The organism is Actinoallomurus sp. NPDC050550, from assembly GCF_040655075.1.
Lineage (GTDB): Bacteria > Actinomycetota > Actinomycetes > Streptosporangiales > Streptosporangiaceae > Actinoallomurus.
The window spans coordinates 91,551-108,275 of sequence record NZ_JBFAJC010000024.1; the positions used below are offsets into that span (position 1 = coordinate 91,551).

Below are 16,725 nucleotides of genomic sequence, written 5' to 3' on the forward strand. Positions count from 1 at the left end.
ATCGCTCAGGGTATGGTCGCGCGCGATTCCCTTGCCGGGGCGGGCGGAACGGCGGGCCGATCAGCGAGCGTCGGAGGACGGCTCACCGTCCCTGGCCGCGTCATCTTCTTCTGAGCCGGCGGCCGAGGCCGGGGCGGGCCGCTGGACCCGGGAGGCCGGGGACCGGCGGCCGACGATGAAGTAGAGGATGATCGCGGCGTTGAGGATCAGCGAGCCGACCGGGCTGACGAAGGCGAGCAGGGCGGCGAGGAGGTAGCACACCGGCCCGAGCAGCGACCTGCGGCGGGCCTCGCGGGCGAACTCCCGTGCGGCCGGATGCAGCAGGTACGGCCGCGCGCACAGGTGGTTCCAGAGCAGGGTGAACCAGACGGCCGACACCATGACCGACGCCGAGTAGAACACGGCGGCCGGGACGGCGTCGTGGCCGGTGAGGTGGTTGCCGAGCGTCGCGGTCGGCAACGGCAGGTAGGCCAGGGTGGCCAGCATGCCAAGGTTCAGGAAGAGCAGGCCACGGTCGACCCGCCGCACCTGGTGGAACATGTTGTGGTGGTGGATCCACGCGATGCCGATGACGAGGAAGCTCACGGCGTACGCCGCGAGCGCCGGCCACTCGTGACGCAGTGCCGGCCACACTTCCTCCCCGGCGGGCGGGGCCTTCACCTCGAGGATGAGGAGCGTCGCGGCGATCGCGATCACGCCGTCGCTGAACGCCGCCAGCCGTCCAGGGGCGATCGCCTCCGCCATCTCCTCAGTCTCATCAACGCGCTCGGACACGACAGGCGACTCCAACGAAGAGGAACGGTGGAGCCGCATCGTACGCGGACGGGAGGGTCGCGGACCCCTGGGTTCGCCGGCCGACTCGAGCGGTGGTCCCCCTCTCGGTGGTCGCCGTCACCGGACATCCGCACGTGGGATGCGGTGGGCATCCGGCCGAACACGTTACTCCCGGCGTACTGCCTCCAACTGATGCCCTCGCCGGGCCGAGGACACCCACCGCACGCGCGCGAGGTTACCCGGCCACGCGGGCCAGGGGCCTTACGGCTGGACCGGGACGCCGCCGCGCCAGACGCGCAGCGCGCGGAGACCGAACGCCCAGGCGAACGCGCCCTCGTGGTCGGCGTCCCACAGCACGATGTCGGCGTACATGCCCGGCACGAGCGCGCCTCGGTCGGAGACCCGGAGGGCGGCCGCGCCGCCGAGGGTCGCCGCGCGGAGCGCCTCGTTGACGCTGAGTCCGAACATCGCGACCGACAGGCCGATCACGAGCGGCATCGACGTGATGCCGCACTGACCGGGGTTGTGGTCGGTGCCCAAGGCCAGGGTGACGCCGCGGTCGAGCATGGCGCGGACCGGCGGGGTGCGGCCGTTGTGCAGGGCGCTGCCGGGGCAGACCGTCGCGGCGACGCCACCGTGGTGCAGTGCCTTGATGTCGTCGTCGTTGGCCTCGGTGAGCAGGTCGGCCGAGGCGCAGCCGACCTCCGCCGCGACCTGGGCGGCGCCGACCCGCTCGTTGGCGCAGGCGTGCAGGCGCGCCTTCAGGCCGACGCGCTGGCCGGTCATGAGCAGGACGCGGGCCTCGTCCGCGGTGAAGTGGCCCTCGTCGCAGTAGACGTCGATGCTGTCGGCGCCCGCGGCGGCCGCGTCGCCGGCCCACAGGCGGACCGCCTCGATGTAGTCGCGGCGGCGGCCGAAGTACTCCGGCGGCAGCATGTGCGCGGCGAGGAACGTCGCGTGGATGCGCGGCATCGAGGGCTCTTCCTCGAGCGAGCGCAGCATCCGGACGTCGGCCAGCTCGCCGTCGCGCGTGAGGTGGTATCCGGTCTTCGCCTCGACCGTGGTCGTGCCGGCGCAGATCCACTGCCGGAGCCGCTCGCGCACGTTGTTGCAGAGTGTCCAGGGATCGGTGCCACGGGTCACGGTGACGGTGGAGGCCACCCCGCCGCCCGCCGCGACGATCTCGTTGTTGGACGACCCGCTCGTCCGCATGGCCAGCTCGGCCCAGCGGTTACCGGCGTACACCGGGTGCGAGTGCGCGTCGATGAGACCCGGGGTCACCAGGCCGCCACCGAGGTTCTCGACGTGGTCGACATCGACGATGTCGTCGATGACACCGGGGACGCTCTGCGGAAGGTCCGAGGCGGGACCGGCCCATACGATCCGGTCGTCGTGCACGAGAATGGCGGCGTTGCTGCACACATCGGTGCCGGTCCACAGCCGACCGATATTCGTCAGCAAACGCACGGTCATCGCGTCACCGCCCGATTCTGCGGTCGCGCGCCGGTGAAAGGTGTCCGGACGCCATGCAGCGGGTCACCTGCTCTCGCTCGATTACGCCGGCGGCACTGCCGACGGACCCAAATCGGATAAGGGGTGATCAGCCGACCACCTGGAGCAACGAGCCCGGGGATATCGGTTTCGTCACCGTAGTGCACGAAAGGCCACGCTGTACAGCCTCACGCCACATACCGCTCCCCAAACCGCCCAGCGGCCGACTGCTACAGGTGCACTGACGATACCTCACTCCCAACCCTTCGCCGGACCGAACGACGGAATCGACAGGGGGCCGGGCTCACCGGGCGGCGGGACCCGAATTCGGACCCCGCCGTCCGGCCTTACGGTCAGGCGGACGTGGTGACGTACGGTGCCACCTCGCCGGCCACGCGCCGTCCGAGTACGGCTCAGTTCGCCGGTCGCGTGCCCAGGCCTGCCTTCAGGCGGGCGTGGTCACGTACGGCTCCAGCTCGCCGGCCACGCTCGCGGGGACGCGGGCGTGGAGGGCGGTGCCGTCGGCGGTGTGCTCCTGGGAGAGCACCTCGCCGAGGTCGTGCACCCGGGCCACGAGGTCGCCGCGCTCGTACGGGACGAGGACGTGCACTTCGTGGTCGCCGCGCGGGAGCTGCTCCTCGACCGCTTCGAGGAGGGCGTCCAGGCCCTGTCCGGTGCGCGCCGAGACGACGACGCTGCGCGGCACGTGGCGCCGCAGCCGGGCCAGGGAGAGGGCGTCGGCCACGTCGGCCTTGTTGATCACGATGAGCTCGGGCACGTCGTCCGCGCCGAGCTCGCGCAGCACCTCGCGGACCGCGGCGATCTGCGCCTCCGGGGCCGGATCGGAGCCGTCGACGACGTGCAGGATCAGGTCGGCGTCCGCGACCTCCTCCAGCGTCGAGCGGAAGGCCTCCACCAGCTGGTGCGGCAGGTGACGGACGAACCCGACAGTGTCGGTGATCGTGAACGCCCGGCCGCCCGGCGTGCTCGCCCGCCGGACCGTGGGGTCCAGGGTGGCGAACAGCGCGTTCTCGACGAGGACTCCGGCCCCCGTTACGCGGTTGAGCAGGCTGGACTTGCCGGCGTTGGTGTATCCGGCGATCGCCACCGAGGGGACCTGGCGGGCGCGCCTCCGGGACCGCTTCGTGTCGCGGGCCTTGCCCATCTCGTTGATCTGGCGGCGCAGCCGGGCCATGCGGGACCGGATCCGCCGCCGGTCAAGCTCGATCTTGGTCTCGCCGGGGCCACGGCCGCCGATGCCGACGCCGCCGGCGGCGCGGCCGCCGACCTGCCGGGACAGGTTGCCACCCCAGCCGCGGAGGCGGGGAAGGAGGTAGTCGAGCTGGGCCAGCTCGACCTGCGCCTTGCCCTCACGGCTGCTGGCGTGCTGGGCGAAGATGTCGAGGATCAGAGCGGTCCGGTCGATCACCTTGACCTGGACGATCTCCTCCAGCTGGCGGAGCTGGCTAGGCGTCAGCTCGCCGTCGCAGATCACGGTGTCGGCGCCGGTGGAGATCACGACGTCGCGCAGCTCGGCCGCCTTGCCGGACCCGATGTAGGTCGCCGGGTCGGGCTTGGAACGCCGCTGGACCATGCCCTCGAGGACGTCGGATCCGGCGGTCTCGGCCAGGAGCGCGAGCTCGCGCAGGGAGTTCTCGGCCTGAGCCTCGTCGCCGTCGGTCCAGACCCCGATGAGGACCACGCGCTCCAGTCGCAGGGCGCGGTATTCGACCTCGGTGACGTCGCTGAGCTCCGTCGACAGGCCGGCCACACGCCGCAGCGCCTGGCGGTCCTCCAGGTCCAGCTCGCCGGTCAGCGGCGTCTGCTCTGGCTCTTCGTAAGGAAAGTTCGTCATGTTCCCCCATGTCAACGCCGGAACGTCGCCGGATCTTCCCTGATGCTGCCATGCCCGGGTCCCGAGCACACCTGCTTATTCCGGGCGCGGCCGTGTCCGGCCCGGAGTGACCGTTCCCCACCGGGGCAGGGATATCCCTGCGCGCCCGCCGATGTGGGGACACCCTTCGCCCTCACCAGGGCCGGTACGCCCCGGCGCCGGTGGCCGGGCTCACCGTTGACCGAGCTACGACGATCTTAATATCGTTTCCATTAAGCAGAAGAATAATTTCACTATACGAAAGGCGGCTTCGATGCCCGGACTTGACGGCGTGGAGCTGACCGGCCCCGTCCACGAGCGCTACGACGAGATCCTCACGCCCGAGGCGCTGGGCTTCCTCGCTGCCCTGCAGCGAGAGTGCGGCGCCCGCCGCGAGGAGCTGCTGCACAAGCGCGCCGAGCGTCAGGAGGAGCTGACCCGCGGCGGCACGCTGGACTTCCTGCCGGACACGGCGGGCGTCCGCCACGACGACTCCTGGCGGGTCGCCGAGCCGGCGCCGGGACTTGAGGACCGCCGCGTCGAGATCACCGGTCCGACCGACCGGAAGATGACCATCAACGCGCTCAACTCCGGCGCGAAGGTGTGGCTGGCCGACTTCGAGGACGCCAACACGCCGCTGTGGGAGAACATGGTCGGCGGCCAGCTCAACCTCCGCGACGCGCTCGACCGCACCATCGACTTCGAGACGGGCGGCAAGTCGTACCGCCTCAAGCCGGACGAGGAGCTCGCCACCATCGTCGTCCGCCCGCGCGGCTGGCACCTGGACGAGAAGCACGTCCTCGTCGACGGCAAGCGTATGTCGGGCTCGCTGTTCGACTTCGGCCTCTATTTCTTCCACTGCGCGCGCCGCCAGCTGACCAAGGGCAAGGGACCGTACTTCTACCTGCCGAAGATGGAGAGCCACCTGGAGGCGCGCCTCTGGAACGACGCCTTCAACCTCGCCCAGGACCTCCTGGAGATCCCGCGCGGCACGATCCGGGCCACCGTCCTGATCGAGACGATCCCGGCGGCGTTCGAGATGGAGGAGATCCTGTACGAGCTGCGGGACCACTCCGCGGGGCTGAACGCCGGGCGCTGGGACTACCTGTTCTCCGTCATCAAGAAGTTCCGCGCCCGCGGCCGGCAGTTCCTGCTGCCGGAGCGCAACGCGATCACGATGACGGCGCCGTTCATGCGCGGCTACACCGAGCTGCTCGTCCGTACGTGCCACAAGCGCGGCGCGCACGCGATCGGCGGCATGGCCGCGTTCATCCCGTCCCGGCGCGACGAGGAGGTCAACAAGGCCGCGTTCGAGAAGGTCCGGGCCGACAAGACCCGTGAGAGCAACGACGGCTTCGACGGCTCCTGGGTCGCCCACCCCGACCTGGTCCCGGTCTGCCGGGAGATCTTCGATGGAGTCCTCGGCGACAGGCCGAACCAGCTCGGCCGGCTCCGCGAGGAGGTGTCCGTCTCGGCCTCGGACCTGCTCGCCGTCGACAAGACCCCCGGCGAGATCACCGAGACGGGGCTGCGCAACAACATCAGCGTCGGCCTGCAGTACATCGCCACCTGGCTGGGCGGCAACGGCGCGGTCGCCATCTTCAACCTGATGGAGGACGCCGCGACCGCCGAGATCTCCCGCTCCCAGATCTGGCAGTGGATCCACAACGACGTGAACCTGGCCGAGGGGCAGAAGGTCACCCGTGACCTGGTCGAGCGGATCATCGACGAGGAGCTCGGCAAGATCCGCGAATCGTACGGCGACGCGTTCGACGAGCAGCGGTTCGCCGAGGCGGTGAGCCTGTTCAAGGAGGTGGCGCTCGCCGACGACTACGCCGACTTCCTCACCCTCCCGGCATACGAACGCATGCCGTGACCCTCGCCGATCTTCGGGAAAAGGGTGAGTATGGGTGGTATGGCACGGCTTGACGCGCTCGCGGAACGGCTCAGCAGGATCGTCGGCGCGGGGAGCGTCCTGACGGATCCCGCCGAGCTGGCGACGTACGACTGCGACGGCCTGACCTACCACCGCGCCACACCGGGGATCGTGGTGCTCCCGGACACCGCCGAGCAGATCGCGGCGATCGTCCGGGCCTGCGCGGCGGAAGGCGTGCCGTACGTCGCGCGCGGCTCGGGCACCGGCCTGTCCGGCGGCGCGCTCCCCCGTACGGACGGCGTGCTGATCGTGACCTCCAGGATGCGGCGCGTCCTGGAGGTCGACGCCGCCAACCAGCGCGCGGTCGTCGAGCCCGGTGTGATCAACCTCGACGTGACCCGGGCGGCGCGGCCGTACGGCTACTACTTCGCCCCCGACCCGTCGAGTCAGCAGGTCTGCTCGATCGGCGGCAACGTCGCGGAGAACTCCGGCGGCGCGCACTGCCTGAAGTACGGCTTCACCGTCAACCACGTCCTGGCCTGCGAGGTCGTCACCCCGGACGGCGAGATCGTCGAGCTGACCGAGGGTCCCGGCTACGACCTGCTCGGCGCGTTCGTCGGCTCGGAGGGCACGCTCGGCATCACCACCAAGGTCACCGTACGGCTGACGCGCCTGCCGGAGACCGTGCAGACGCTGCTGGCCGGGTTCGACACGATCGAGCGGGCCGGCGAGGCGGTCTCGGCGATCATCGCGGCCGGGGTCGTGCCCGCCGCGATCGAGATGATGGACGCCCTGTCCATCGAGGCGGCCGAGGCGGCCGTGCGCTGCGGCTACCCGCCGGGCGCGGGCGCGGTGCTCATCGTCGAACTGGACGGGCCCGCCTCGGAGGTGGACGCGCAGTTCGCCCGGGTGAAGGAGCTGTGCGGGCAGGCGTTCGAGATCCGCGTCGCCGCCGACGACACCGAGCGCGGGCTGATCTGGCGGGGCCGCAAGTCGGCGTTCGCCGCCGTCGGGCGGATCAGCCCGGACTACATCGTGCAGGACGGCGTCATCCCCCGCACGACCCTGCCGGAGGTCCTCGCGCGCATCGACGCGCTCTCCCGCGAGCACGGCGTGCGCGTCGCGAACGTCTTCCACGCCGGCGACGGCAACCTCCATCCGCTCGTGCTGTTCGACGGCTCGGAGCCGGGCGCGGGCGAACGCGCCGAGGAGGTCTCGGGGAAGATCCTCGACCTGTGCATCGAACACGGCGGTTCGATCACCGGCGAGCACGGCGTGGGGATCGACAAGGCCAAGCACATGCCCCGGATGTTCACCAGCGAGGACCTGGACACGATGCAGATGGTGCGGTGCGCGTTCGACCCGGCGGGGCTGTGCAACCCGGGCAAGGTGTACCCCACGCCCCGGCTGTGCGGCGAGGTCCCCGGCCGGCGCACAGGGGTGCATCCGCTGGTCGAGAGCGGGAAGGCGGACCTGTTCTGATGAAGGCCCTGGACGCCCTGGCGAAGGCGTGCGAGGTCCGCCCCGGCGAGGCGACCGACGCCGTGCCGGGCGTCACACCGCCGGGCACCACGTCCCCCGGCGTCACATCGTCAGGCGTCACGTCGCCGGGCGTCACGCCGTCAGGCGTCACGTCCCCAGCCGTCACGCCGTCAGGCGTCACGTCGCCGGGCGTCACGCCGTCAGGCGTCACGTCCCCAGCCGTCACGCCGTCAGGCGTCACGTCGCCGGGCGTCACGCCTGCGTACGTCGCCGCGCCCGCAACGGTCGCCGAGGCGGCCGACCTGATGCGTACGGCGGCCGAGCACGGGCTCACGGTCGTGCCGCGCGGCGCGGGCACCAAAATGCACTGGGGCGCGCCGCCGGACGGCTGTGACCTGCTCGTGGACACCCGCCGGCTCGGCCGGATCGTCGAGCACGCCGCCGGGGACCTCGTCGTCAAGGCCGAGGCGGGCCTGCCGCTGGACGAGCTCCGCGGCGTCCTGGCGGGCGCGGAACAGCAGCTCGCCCTCGACCTCCTGCCGCCGGGCGGCACCGTCGGCGGCGTCCTGGCGACCGGCGTCGCCGGGCCGCGCCGGCTGCTGTACGGCTCGGCCCGCGACCTGCTGATCGGCATCACCGTCGTCCGCGCCGACGGCGTCGTCGCGCACGCGGGCGGCAAGGTCGTCAAGAACGTCGCCGGGTACGACCTCGGCAAGCTGTTCACCGGCTCGTACGGCACGCTCGGCCTGATCGTCGAGGCGGCGTTCCGGCTGCATCCGCTGCCGCGCGCGACCGCGTACCTCTCGGCCACGGCCGCCGATCCCGCCCAGGCCCTCCAGATGGCCCAGGCCGTGCTGCACTCGACGCTGGTCCCCGCCGCGATCGAGGTGGACGGCCCCGATCCGATCACCGTCGCGGTCCTGCTCGAAGGGGTGCCCGACGGGGTGCCGCCCCGGGCGGAGGCGGCGCGGAGCCTCATCGGCGGCCGGATCGGCGAGGACCCGCCCGAATGGTGGGCGCGGCTCCCCGACGGCGAGGTCCTGGCCGAGGTCCGGGCCCTGCCGACCGCCCTCCCGGACCTGTTCGCCGAGCTGCCGGACGGCGGGGCCCGGATCCGCGGCTCCGCCGGGCGCGGCGTGTGGCACGCGGCACTGCCCGCCGGCGGCGCCGACGAGGCGCTCACGCGGCTGCGCCGCCACGGCACCGCCGTCGCGCTCGCGGCGCCGGCGGGCGCCCGGCTCGACCGGTGGGGGCCGATCCCGGCGCTGCCGCTGATGCGCCGAGTCAAGGACCAGTTCGATCCCGGGCACCGCCTGGCGCCGGGCCGCTTCGCGGGGGGCATCTGATGGAGGAGTTCCGGGAGCTGCTGGACGACTGCGTGCACTGCGGGTTCTGCCTGCCGACCTGCCCGACGTACGTGCTGTGGGGCGAGGAGATGGACTCCCCGCGCGGCCGCATCCACCTCATGGACCAGCTCGAGCGCGGCGGTCCGCTGACCGCGTCGACCATCGAGCACTTCGACCGGTGTCTCGGCTGCATGGCCTGTGTGACCGCGTGCCCGTCCGGGGTCCGGTACGACCGGCTCATCGAGATGACGCGGGCCCGGGTCGAGGACGACCACCCCCGGTCGCGCGGGGAGCGGCTGCTGCGCGAGGCGATCTTCGCGGTGTTCCCCTATCCCCGGCGGCTGCGGGCGATGCGCGGGCCGCTGCGCGCGTACCGGCGGCTGAACCTGAACCTGACGCCGCTGCTGGAGCGCCTCTCCCCCACGCTCGCCGCGATGGAACGCCTGACGCCGCCGCCCGCCCGGCACGTCCGCCTGCCCGAGCGCGTCCCCGCCCGGGGCGAGCGCCGCGCCGTCGTCGGGATGCTCACCGGGTGCGTGCAGCGGGAGTTCTTCCCCGGCGTCAACGCCGCGACCGCCCGTGTGCTCGCGATGGAGGGCTGCGACGTGGTCCTCCCGAAGGGCCAGGGCTGCTGCGGGGCGCTGTCGCTGCACACCGGACGGGACGAGGAGGCCAGGGCCTTCGCCCGCGCGACGATCGAGACGTTCGCGGACGTCGACGTCGTCGTGGTCAACTCCGCCGGGTGCGGGTCGGCGATGAAGGACTACGGCGCGGTGTTCGCGGGCGACCCGGAGTGGGCCGAGCGCGCCGCCGCGTTCTCGGCGAAGACGCGGGACCTCGCGGAGTTCCTGGCCGACCTGGGCCCGCGCGCCACCCGCCACCCTCTGGAGCTGTCGGTCGCCTACCACGACGCGTGCCACCTCGCGCACGCGCAGGGCGTCCGCGCGCAGCCCCGGCGGCTGCTCGCCGACATCCCCGGGCTGGAGGTCCGGGAGGTCGCCGACCCGGAGATCTGCTGCGGATCCGCCGGGGTGTACAACCTGCTGCGGCCGGAGGCGGCGGGCGAGCTGGGCGACCGGAAGGCGCGGAACGTCGCGGCCACCGGCGCGGACCTGCTCGTCGCCGCGAACCCCGGCTGCACCCTGCAGATCACCACCGCCCTGCGCAGGCAGAGCGAGGACCTCCCGGTGGCTCATACGGCGGAGGTCCTGGACGCGTCCATTCGGGGGATCGGCAAGGAGTCATTCCTCTCCCGGAGGTGAGCGATGTTCCAGCAGGTGCTCGACCCTGTCGCCCATTCACTGGCCTGGAGTTCACTGGTCGCCGCGCTGCCGCTGCTCACGCTGTTCGTGCTGCTCGGCGCCGTGCGCATGCGAGCGTGGACGGCCTCGCTCGTCGCCCTCGCCGTCGCGCTGGCGGTGGCGATCTGGGCGTACGGGATGCCGGTCGGCCAGGCGGCCCTGGCCGGGACGGAGGGGGCGGCGTTCGGCCTGTTCCCGATCCTGTGGATCGTGATCAACGCGATCTGGGTCTACACGATGACCGTGGAGACCGGCCACTTCGACGTGCTGCGGCGGTCGTTCACGCGGGTCAGCGACGACCAGCGGATCCAGGCGATCATCATCGCGTTCTCGTTCGGGGCGCTGCTGGAGGCGCTCGCCGGGTTCGGCACGCCGGTCGCGGTCACGTCGGTCATGCTCATCGCGCTCGGCTTCCGGCCGCTGAAGGCGGCGGTGCTGGCGCTGACCGCGAACACCGCGCCGGTGGCGTTCGGGGCGATGGCCACGCCGATCCTGACGCTCGGGAAGGTGACGTCGCAGTCGAGTGACACGCTCGGCGCGATGGTCGGGCGGCAGACGCCGATCCTCGCGCTGTTCGTGCCGCTGATCCTGGTGAGCATCGTCGACGGGCGCCGTGGCGTCCGGGAGACCTGGCCGGCCGCGCTCGGCTGCGGGGTCGCCTTCTCGGTCGCGCAGTACGTGACGTCGAACTTCGTCTCGGTGCCGCTGGCCGACGTGGTCGCCTCCCTGGTCTCCGCGGCGGCCGTGGTGGCGATCGTACGGCCGCGTCTGCGGCCGGAGAGGCAGGCGGTGGTGGCGGGCGGCGCGGCGGACGAGTTGACGCCGGAGTTCGCCCGGCGGGTGGCCCGCCCGGACGACCCGCGGGAGGTCCTGCGGGCCTATCTGCCGTACGCGATCATCATTCTGGTCTTCGTCGTATGCCAGATAACGGCGGTCAAGAACGCCGTCGACAAGGCGACGCAGACGGTGCACTGGCCGGGCCTGCACCTGGTGAACGCGGCGGGCAAACCGCTGTCCCTGCAGACCTTCACGCTGAACTACCTGACGACTCCGGGCACCCAGATGCTGGTCGCCGGACTGCTCACCATGATCATTTTGCGGATTTCGGTCCGCCGCGCGCTGCACGCCTATCGGGACACGTTGGTGCAACTACGGTGGGCCATCCTCACCGTGACGCTCGTTCTGGCGCTGGCCTTCGTGATGAACGCGTCCGGGCAGACGATCACATTGGGCACCTGGATGGCGGGCGCCGGAGGGTTCTTCGCGTTCCTCTCCCCCGTCCTCGGCTGGTTCGGCACCGCGGTGACCGGCTCCGACACCTCCTCCAACTCGCTGTTCGGCGCGCTCCAGGTCGCCGCCGCGGGCAAGGCCCACCTGTCCCCGGTGCTGCTGGCGGCCGCCAACAGCTCCGGCGGCGTGCTCGGCAAAATGGTCTCCCCGCAGAATCTGGCGATCGCCGCCGCGGCGGTCGGGCTGGACGGCCGGGAGGGCGATATCTTCCGCCGAGTGATCATTTGGAGTCTCGTCTTTCTCGGCGGGATGTGCGTCCTTGTCCTTTTGCAAGCGAACGCCATTCTGGACTGGATGGTGCCCTGACCATCCGTCACCGCTGCGGTAATTCTCCCCTTCGACACACTTTGCTATCTTTCAACCTCATCAATCGCGCGGCGCGAGCCCAGGCCCGCCCCGCATACCGTCGGGGGACCGGGAGATCAATGCCAGCGAGCCACCGCTCACACCGGCGCAAGAAGGCCAGGAACACCGCCCGCCTCGCCATCGCGGGCGGTGTCACAGGCGTCGTCGGAGTGGTCGCCGTCGCCGGGTTGATGTTCACTCTCCGATCGCACGGAAGCCGAACCGCGGACGAGCCGGGCACCATGGCGGCCACCACGAACGCCGCCGGCGCGCGGCCCGCGCACCGTCGTACGCTCGCCCAGCTCAAGCTCGGCCCGAAGCTCGACCTGACCACCCCTGACGGCTACGTCTACGACATCGCCGCGGTCGCGGCCGGCACCGCCGACAAGCCGCTCTCCGGCACCAAGACGCCACCGCCGGAGGGCGCGACCCTCGCCTACGTCGACTACGTCATCACCAACACCGGCACCGATCCCGCGCTGCTCGACTTCCCGGCCGACCTGTTCGTCAAGCGCTCGGCCCTGCCAGACGGCGTCGCGGCCACGGGCCGGTGCATGCCGCAGCCGGGCGCGCCCTCGGACATGTGCACACTGCCCGACAGCACCGAGGTCATCGACACGCTCGGGTTCGCGCCGCCCAAGTCGCAGGAGGGCGACCAGTACATCCCGGCGGGAGCGAGCTACCTGGTCAGGGTCGCCACCGACATGGGCGTCAAGAAGGAGACCCCGCCGGGCGACATCGGACTGTACGTCTGGAACCCGCGCTTCGTCGCCAACCGCCAGGCCGTCCAGGTCGAGTTCCCCTGATCCCTCTGAGAGTTCCATGAGAAATACGTCCCGTCACCGGCCGCGCCGGTCGCCCACCCGCTGACCCCCGGTACCGTCGGATCGTGCGCATCCTGGTCGTGGACGACGAACCCGCCGTCCGAGAGTCGCTCGCCAGCAGCCTCGCCTTCGAGGACTACGAGGTCGAGACCGCCGTCGACGGGCTTGACGCCCTGGAGAAGCTGGACGCCGTCAAGCCCGACCTCATCCTGCTCGACATCCTCATGCCCCGTCTCGACGGCCTCACCACCTGCCGACGGCTCCGTGCCCGGGGAGAGGCCGTCCCCGTGCTCATGCTGACCGCCCGGGACACCATCGGCGACCGGGTCACCGGCCTCGACGCGGGCGCCGACGACTACCTCGTCAAGCCGTTCGAGCTCGACGAGCTCCTCGCCCGGGTCCGCGCGCTGCTGCGGCGCAGCGTGCTCACCACACGCTCGGCGGACCCCGGCGACGTCATGGAGTACGCCGGCATCCGGATGAACACCCTCACCCGGGAGGTCACCCGCGACGGCCGCGGCCTCGACCTGACCCGCACGGAGTACACCCTCCTGGAGATGTTCCTGTCGCACCCGCGCCAGGTGCTCACCCGCGAGCAGATCCTCGAGACGGTGTGGGGCTTCGACTTCGAGCCCGCGTCCAACTCCCTCGACGTCTACGTGATGTACCTGCGGCGAAAGATGGGCGATCCGCGCCTCATCCACACCGTACGCGGCGTCGGATACGTCCTGCGGGAACCATGATCAAGCGATTGTCGCTGCGCGCCCGGCTGGCCGTGCTGACGAGCCTCGCCGTCGCCGTCGCGGTCGCGGCCTGCGCCCTCGGCTGCTGGTTCATCGTCCACAAGCAGCTCATCGAACAGCTCGACCAGTCCCTCTCAGGGCCGAACGTCGGCTTCGGGCCGCCGGGAGCCCGCCCCGGCCCGCCGCGCAGGGACACCGGCTCGGTCGCGGACATCTGCCGGCAGCCGGCACGGGGCGGCAACGACCGGTTCCGGGACTTCCTGCCGACGGTGCAGGTGGTGTGGTCCAACGGCACCTCCTGCAGCCCGCAGGACACCACCGACCCGCTGGTCCGGTCGGCCGGCGACCTGGAGGTCGCCCGCGGCCAGCGCGACCTGGTCTACCGCGACGGCCACACCGAGAGCGGCGTCGCCATGCGGGTCTTCACCCGGCACGACCCGGACGGCGGGGCGGCGGTGTCCATCGCCAAGCCGCTGGGCCCGGTCAACGAGAAGCTGGACAGCCTCGCCGTGGTGCTGGTCATCGTGTCCGCCGTCGGCGTGGTCGGCGCGGCCACCGCCGGCCTGCTCATCGCCCGCGCGGGGCTGCGGCCGGTGGACCGGCTCACCGACGCGGTGGAGCACATCGCCCGCACCGAGGACCTGGCCACCACCATCCCCGCCGACGGGCACGACGAGATCGCCCGGCTGAGCCGGTCGTTCAACAGCATGACCCGCGCCCTGGCCAGCGCCCGCGAACGCCAGCAGCAGCTGATCGTCGACGCCGGGCACGAGCTGCGCACGCCGCTGACCAGCCTGCGCACCAATATCGACCTGATGCTGCGCAGCGAGACCACCGGCCGGCCGCTGCCCGCCGCCGACAAGCAGAAGCTCCTCACCAACGTCAAGGCACAGTTGCTCGAGCTGTCCCACCTGGTCGGCGACCTGCTCGACCTGTCCCGGCCCGAGTCCGCCACCGGCGTCCGGGTCGAAGAGGACGTCCCCCTGCACGAGGTCGTCGACAAGGCCGTACGCCGCGCGCGGCTGCGCGGTCCCGGCCTGAACGTCGACGCGGTCGCCTCCCCCTGGTACGTCCGCGGCGACGCCCCCTCCCTCGAGCGGGCGGTGGTGAACCTCCTCGACAACGCCGTGAAGTTCAGCCCGCCGGACGGCACCATCGCCGTACGGCTGGACGGCGGCGAGCTCACCGTACGAGACGACGGTCCGGGCATCCCGCCCGAAGACCTGCCGTACGTCTTCGACCGCTTCTGGCGCTCCCCGTCCGCCCGTGGCCTGCCCGGCTCGGGCCTGGGCCTGGCGATCGTCGCCCGCGCGGTCGCCGAGGCCCGCGGCGAGGTCCGGCTGGGCCCCGCGGACGGCGGCGGCACCCTGGCCTGGCTCCGCCTGCCAGGCCACGCGGCGCCACTGGACGGCGCGGAACCGGACGACGACGAGCCGTGGGTCGGCGCCGCGAACTCGGGCGACCGCGCCGGCGGGGAAGACGTCCGGCGCTAGGGCCGAAGGCGTCCGTGCACCGCGTCCGGTAGGTCGGTATCCGCTCGTGCCTGTTCGGTTGTGGCTTGAGGCCCAGCCGGTGTCTGTACGGCGGAGGCGAGGAGTGCCAGTTTGTCGGCGCTGTCAGTGCCGGGGTCCGGGTGGTAGACGACGAGCGTCTGGCCTGCCGTGCCGTCGATCCCCAGCCTCTCCCGGTTCAACCGGAGGCGACCGACCTGGGGATGGTCGATGTGTTTAGGTGCGCCTTCGCACGCCTCGACGTCGTGACGGGCCCAGAGACGGCTGAAGCGGGGACTGGCCAGGGAGAGCTCGCCGACGAGCTCGATGAATCGGGGGTCGTCGGTGTCGGTGCCGACGGACTCGCGGAAGCCGGCGACCATGCCCGCGCCGGCCTTCTCCCAGTCCTGGTAGAGGGCCTGCTCGGCGGGGTCGAGGAACAGGTCCCGCAGGCGGTTGGCTCCCACCGCGAAGCGCGGTGACAGAGCGGTCGCCAAGGCGTTGACAGCGAGAACGTCGAAGTAGCGGCCCTCGACCAGCGCGGGCAACGGAAGCGTGGCGACGAGCTTGACGATCCCGGGAGGGACGGTCTCCTTCCGGGCCCGGCGCCGGCGCCGTTGGGGCCTGTCGGCGCCAAGGCGTAGCAGGTATGCCGTCGCGTCGTCGTCGAGCTGCAGCGCGCGGGCGAGGGACTCGAGGACCTGCACGGATGGATTGCGGTCGCGGCCCTGTTCCAGGCGCAGGTAGTAGTCGGCACTGATGCCGGCGAGCATCGCGACCTCTTCCCGGCGCAGGCCCGGCACGCGCCGTGCCCCCGAAACGGGGATACCGACCTGTTCAGGGGTGACGAGCTCACGGCGGGCGCGCACGTAGTCGCCCAGCGGGTTCGGTTCGCCGGTCATCTCCGCACTGTAATTCGCCCGGTCGCGCGCGTGCCTGGTCCTGTCACCCCCAGGATCGCGGGGGCCCTGGCCCGGTCAGAGGCCGGGCGGCAGCCTGGTCCGACGCGGACAAGCACAGCAAGGAGCGTAACCATGTCGACATTTCTGCTGGTACACGGCGCCTGGCACAGTGGACAGTGCTGGGAGCGGGTGGTCCCGCTGCTGGCCTCGGCCGGACATCCGGTGTTCACGCCCTCCCTGACCGGCTACGGCGACAAGGCGCACCTGCTCACCCCCGAGGTAGGGCTTGACACGCACGTCGACGATGTCGTTCGGCTGATCATCGAGGAAGACCTCACCGAGGTGATACTCGTGGGACACAGCTACGCCGGGCTGGTCATCTCGTCCGTGGCCAACCAGGTCCCGGAGCGGATCGCTCACTTGGTCTACCTCGACGCGATGGTCCCGGAGGACGGCGAGAGCGCGGCCGACGTGATGCCCATGACCCAGGACCTGATCGACCTCGCCGTGAAGTCCGACAGTGGCTGGCGGGTTCCGCCGCTGCCCGAGATGCCGCCGCCCTCAGGCCTGTTCGGGGTCACCGACCCGGCGGACGTCGCCTGGCTGCGCACGATGCTGTCGGATCAGCCGGTGCGCTGCCTCCAGCAACCGGTCCGACTGGACAACCCGGCCGTGAACACGATCCCGCGGACGCACATCCACTGCACTGTCGGCAAGCCGGAAGGCATTGTCCGGCGACCCGTCCCCGCGACACAGCCCAACGGTTCCCCGGCACAGGTCTGGGAATTGGAAACCGGCCACGACTGCATGATCACCATGCCGGTCGAGCTCACCGAGCTACTGCTCAAGCTCGGCTGACCTGCGCACCGATGTGGTCGGTCGAGATGGCCGAGGCCGGGGCATCGCCGCGCGCCGAATTCGGCGCACCCGGTTTCTCATCTGCGCTTAAGAAACGGCTCAGGCGGCTCCCACGATGAGTCGCGAGCTT

Annotated in this window: 13 protein-coding genes; 9 read left to right on the top strand and 4 right to left on the bottom strand. The window is 71.5% G+C overall.

The window, feature by feature from the left end:
- Positions 1-60: 60 nt before the first annotated feature.
- The 3 genes from AB0I04_RS29740 to hflX all read right to left on the bottom strand — a co-directional run bounded on the left by AB0I04_RS29740 (position 61) and on the right by hflX (position 4,120).
- Positions 61-774 (bottom strand): TMEM175 family protein, encoded by a 714-nt coding sequence (locus AB0I04_RS29740; RefSeq protein WP_360891492.1) that lies wholly within the window; start codon positions 772-774, stop codon positions 61-63.
- Positions 775-1,035: 261 nt separating this feature from the next.
- Complete coding sequence (gene hutI / locus AB0I04_RS29745) at positions 1,036-2,247, bottom strand: imidazolonepropionase (RefSeq protein WP_360891495.1); 1,212 nt, start codon at positions 2,245-2,247, stop codon at positions 1,036-1,038.
- Positions 2,248-2,710: 463 nt separating this feature from the next.
- A complete protein-coding gene (hflX, locus tag AB0I04_RS29750) occupies positions 2,711-4,120 on the bottom strand; it encodes a GTPase HflX (protein ID WP_360891498.1) in 1,410 nt (469 codons plus the stop codon).
- Between the two features lie 292 nt (positions 4,121-4,412).
- On the opposite strand from hflX, the gene aceB reads away from it, so the two are divergent.
- The 8 genes from aceB (at position 4,413) to AB0I04_RS29790 (ending at position 14,838) form a co-directional block, all read left to right on the top strand.
- Positions 4,413-6,014: a malate synthase A gene (aceB, locus tag AB0I04_RS29755; protein ID WP_360891501.1), complete on the top strand. Its 1,602-nt coding sequence runs from the start codon at positions 4,413-4,415 to the stop codon at positions 6,012-6,014.
- Between the two features lie 39 nt (positions 6,015-6,053).
- Positions 6,054-7,496: an FAD-linked oxidase C-terminal domain-containing protein gene (locus AB0I04_RS29760; protein WP_360891503.1), complete on the top strand. Its 1,443-nt coding sequence runs from the start codon at positions 6,054-6,056 to the stop codon at positions 7,494-7,496.
- The gene (locus AB0I04_RS29765; protein ID WP_360891506.1) at positions 7,496-8,842 is read left to right on the top strand and encodes an FAD-binding protein; all 1,347 of its coding nucleotides are present in this window, start codon (positions 7,496-7,498) and stop codon (positions 8,840-8,842) included. The genes AB0I04_RS29760 and AB0I04_RS29765 overlap by 1 nt, the downstream gene beginning before the upstream one ends.
- Complete coding sequence (locus tag AB0I04_RS29770; protein ID WP_360891509.1) at positions 8,842-10,104, top strand: heterodisulfide reductase-related iron-sulfur binding cluster; 1,263 nt, start codon at positions 8,842-8,844, stop codon at positions 10,102-10,104. The genes AB0I04_RS29765 and AB0I04_RS29770 overlap by 1 nt, the downstream gene beginning before the upstream one ends.
- A 3-nt stretch (positions 10,105-10,107) precedes the next feature.
- On the top strand, positions 10,108-11,739 hold the full coding sequence (locus AB0I04_RS29775; protein WP_360891512.1) for an L-lactate permease: 1,632 nt from the start codon (positions 10,108-10,110) through the stop codon (positions 11,737-11,739).
- Between the two features lie 119 nt (positions 11,740-11,858).
- Positions 11,859-12,584, top strand: a complete 726-nt coding sequence (locus AB0I04_RS29780; protein WP_360891515.1) for a hypothetical protein — start codon at positions 11,859-11,861, stop codon at positions 12,582-12,584.
- Positions 12,585-12,667: 83 nt separating this feature from the next.
- A complete protein-coding gene (locus AB0I04_RS29785) occupies positions 12,668-13,345 on the top strand; it encodes a response regulator transcription factor (RefSeq protein ID WP_360891518.1) in 678 nt (225 codons plus the stop codon).
- Positions 13,342-14,838 (top strand): HAMP domain-containing sensor histidine kinase, encoded by a 1,497-nt coding sequence (locus tag AB0I04_RS29790; RefSeq protein ID WP_360891521.1) that lies wholly within the window; start codon positions 13,342-13,344, stop codon positions 14,836-14,838. The genes AB0I04_RS29785 and AB0I04_RS29790 overlap by 4 nt, the downstream gene beginning before the upstream one ends.
- On the opposite strand, the gene AB0I04_RS29795 is transcribed toward AB0I04_RS29790, so the two are convergent.
- Positions 14,835-15,737, bottom strand: a complete 903-nt coding sequence (locus AB0I04_RS29795) for a helix-turn-helix transcriptional regulator (protein ID WP_360891524.1) — start codon at positions 15,735-15,737, stop codon at positions 14,835-14,837. The two genes, AB0I04_RS29790 and AB0I04_RS29795, sit on opposite strands and share 4 nt — an antisense overlap.
- A gap of 132 nt (positions 15,738-15,869) precedes the next feature.
- Between AB0I04_RS29795 and AB0I04_RS29800 the strand changes: the two genes are divergently transcribed.
- Complete coding sequence (locus AB0I04_RS29800) at positions 15,870-16,595, top strand: alpha/beta fold hydrolase (RefSeq protein WP_360891527.1); 726 nt, start codon at positions 15,870-15,872, stop codon at positions 16,593-16,595.
- Positions 16,596-16,725: the final 130 nt, after the last annotated feature.

Coding starts and splice junctions, on each gene's coding strand:
- hutI (WP_360891495.1), bottom strand. CDS start 2,247: ATGACCGTGCGTTTGCTGACGAATATCGGTCGGCTGTGGACCGGCACC.
- hflX (WP_360891498.1), bottom strand. CDS start 4,120: ATGACGAACTTTCCTTACGAAGAGCCAGAGCAGACGCCGCTGACCGGC.
- aceB (WP_360891501.1), top strand. CDS start 4,413: ATGCCCGGACTTGACGGCGTGGAGCTGACCGGCCCCGTCCACGAGCGC.
- AB0I04_RS29760 (WP_360891503.1), top strand. CDS start 6,054: ATGGCACGGCTTGACGCGCTCGCGGAACGGCTCAGCAGGATCGTCGGC.
- AB0I04_RS29765 (WP_360891506.1), top strand. CDS start 7,496: ATGAAGGCCCTGGACGCCCTGGCGAAGGCGTGCGAGGTCCGCCCCGGC.
- AB0I04_RS29770 (WP_360891509.1), top strand. CDS start 8,842: ATGGAGGAGTTCCGGGAGCTGCTGGACGACTGCGTGCACTGCGGGTTC.
- AB0I04_RS29775 (WP_360891512.1), top strand. CDS start 10,108: ATGTTCCAGCAGGTGCTCGACCCTGTCGCCCATTCACTGGCCTGGAGT.
- AB0I04_RS29780 (WP_360891515.1), top strand. CDS start 11,859: ATGCCAGCGAGCCACCGCTCACACCGGCGCAAGAAGGCCAGGAACACC.
- AB0I04_RS29790 (WP_360891521.1), top strand. CDS start 13,342: ATGATCAAGCGATTGTCGCTGCGCGCCCGGCTGGCCGTGCTGACGAGC.
- AB0I04_RS29795 (WP_360891524.1), bottom strand. CDS start 15,737: ATGACCGGCGAACCGAACCCGCTGGGCGACTACGTGCGCGCCCGCCGT.
- AB0I04_RS29800 (WP_360891527.1), top strand. CDS start 15,870: ATGTCGACATTTCTGCTGGTACACGGCGCCTGGCACAGTGGACAGTGC.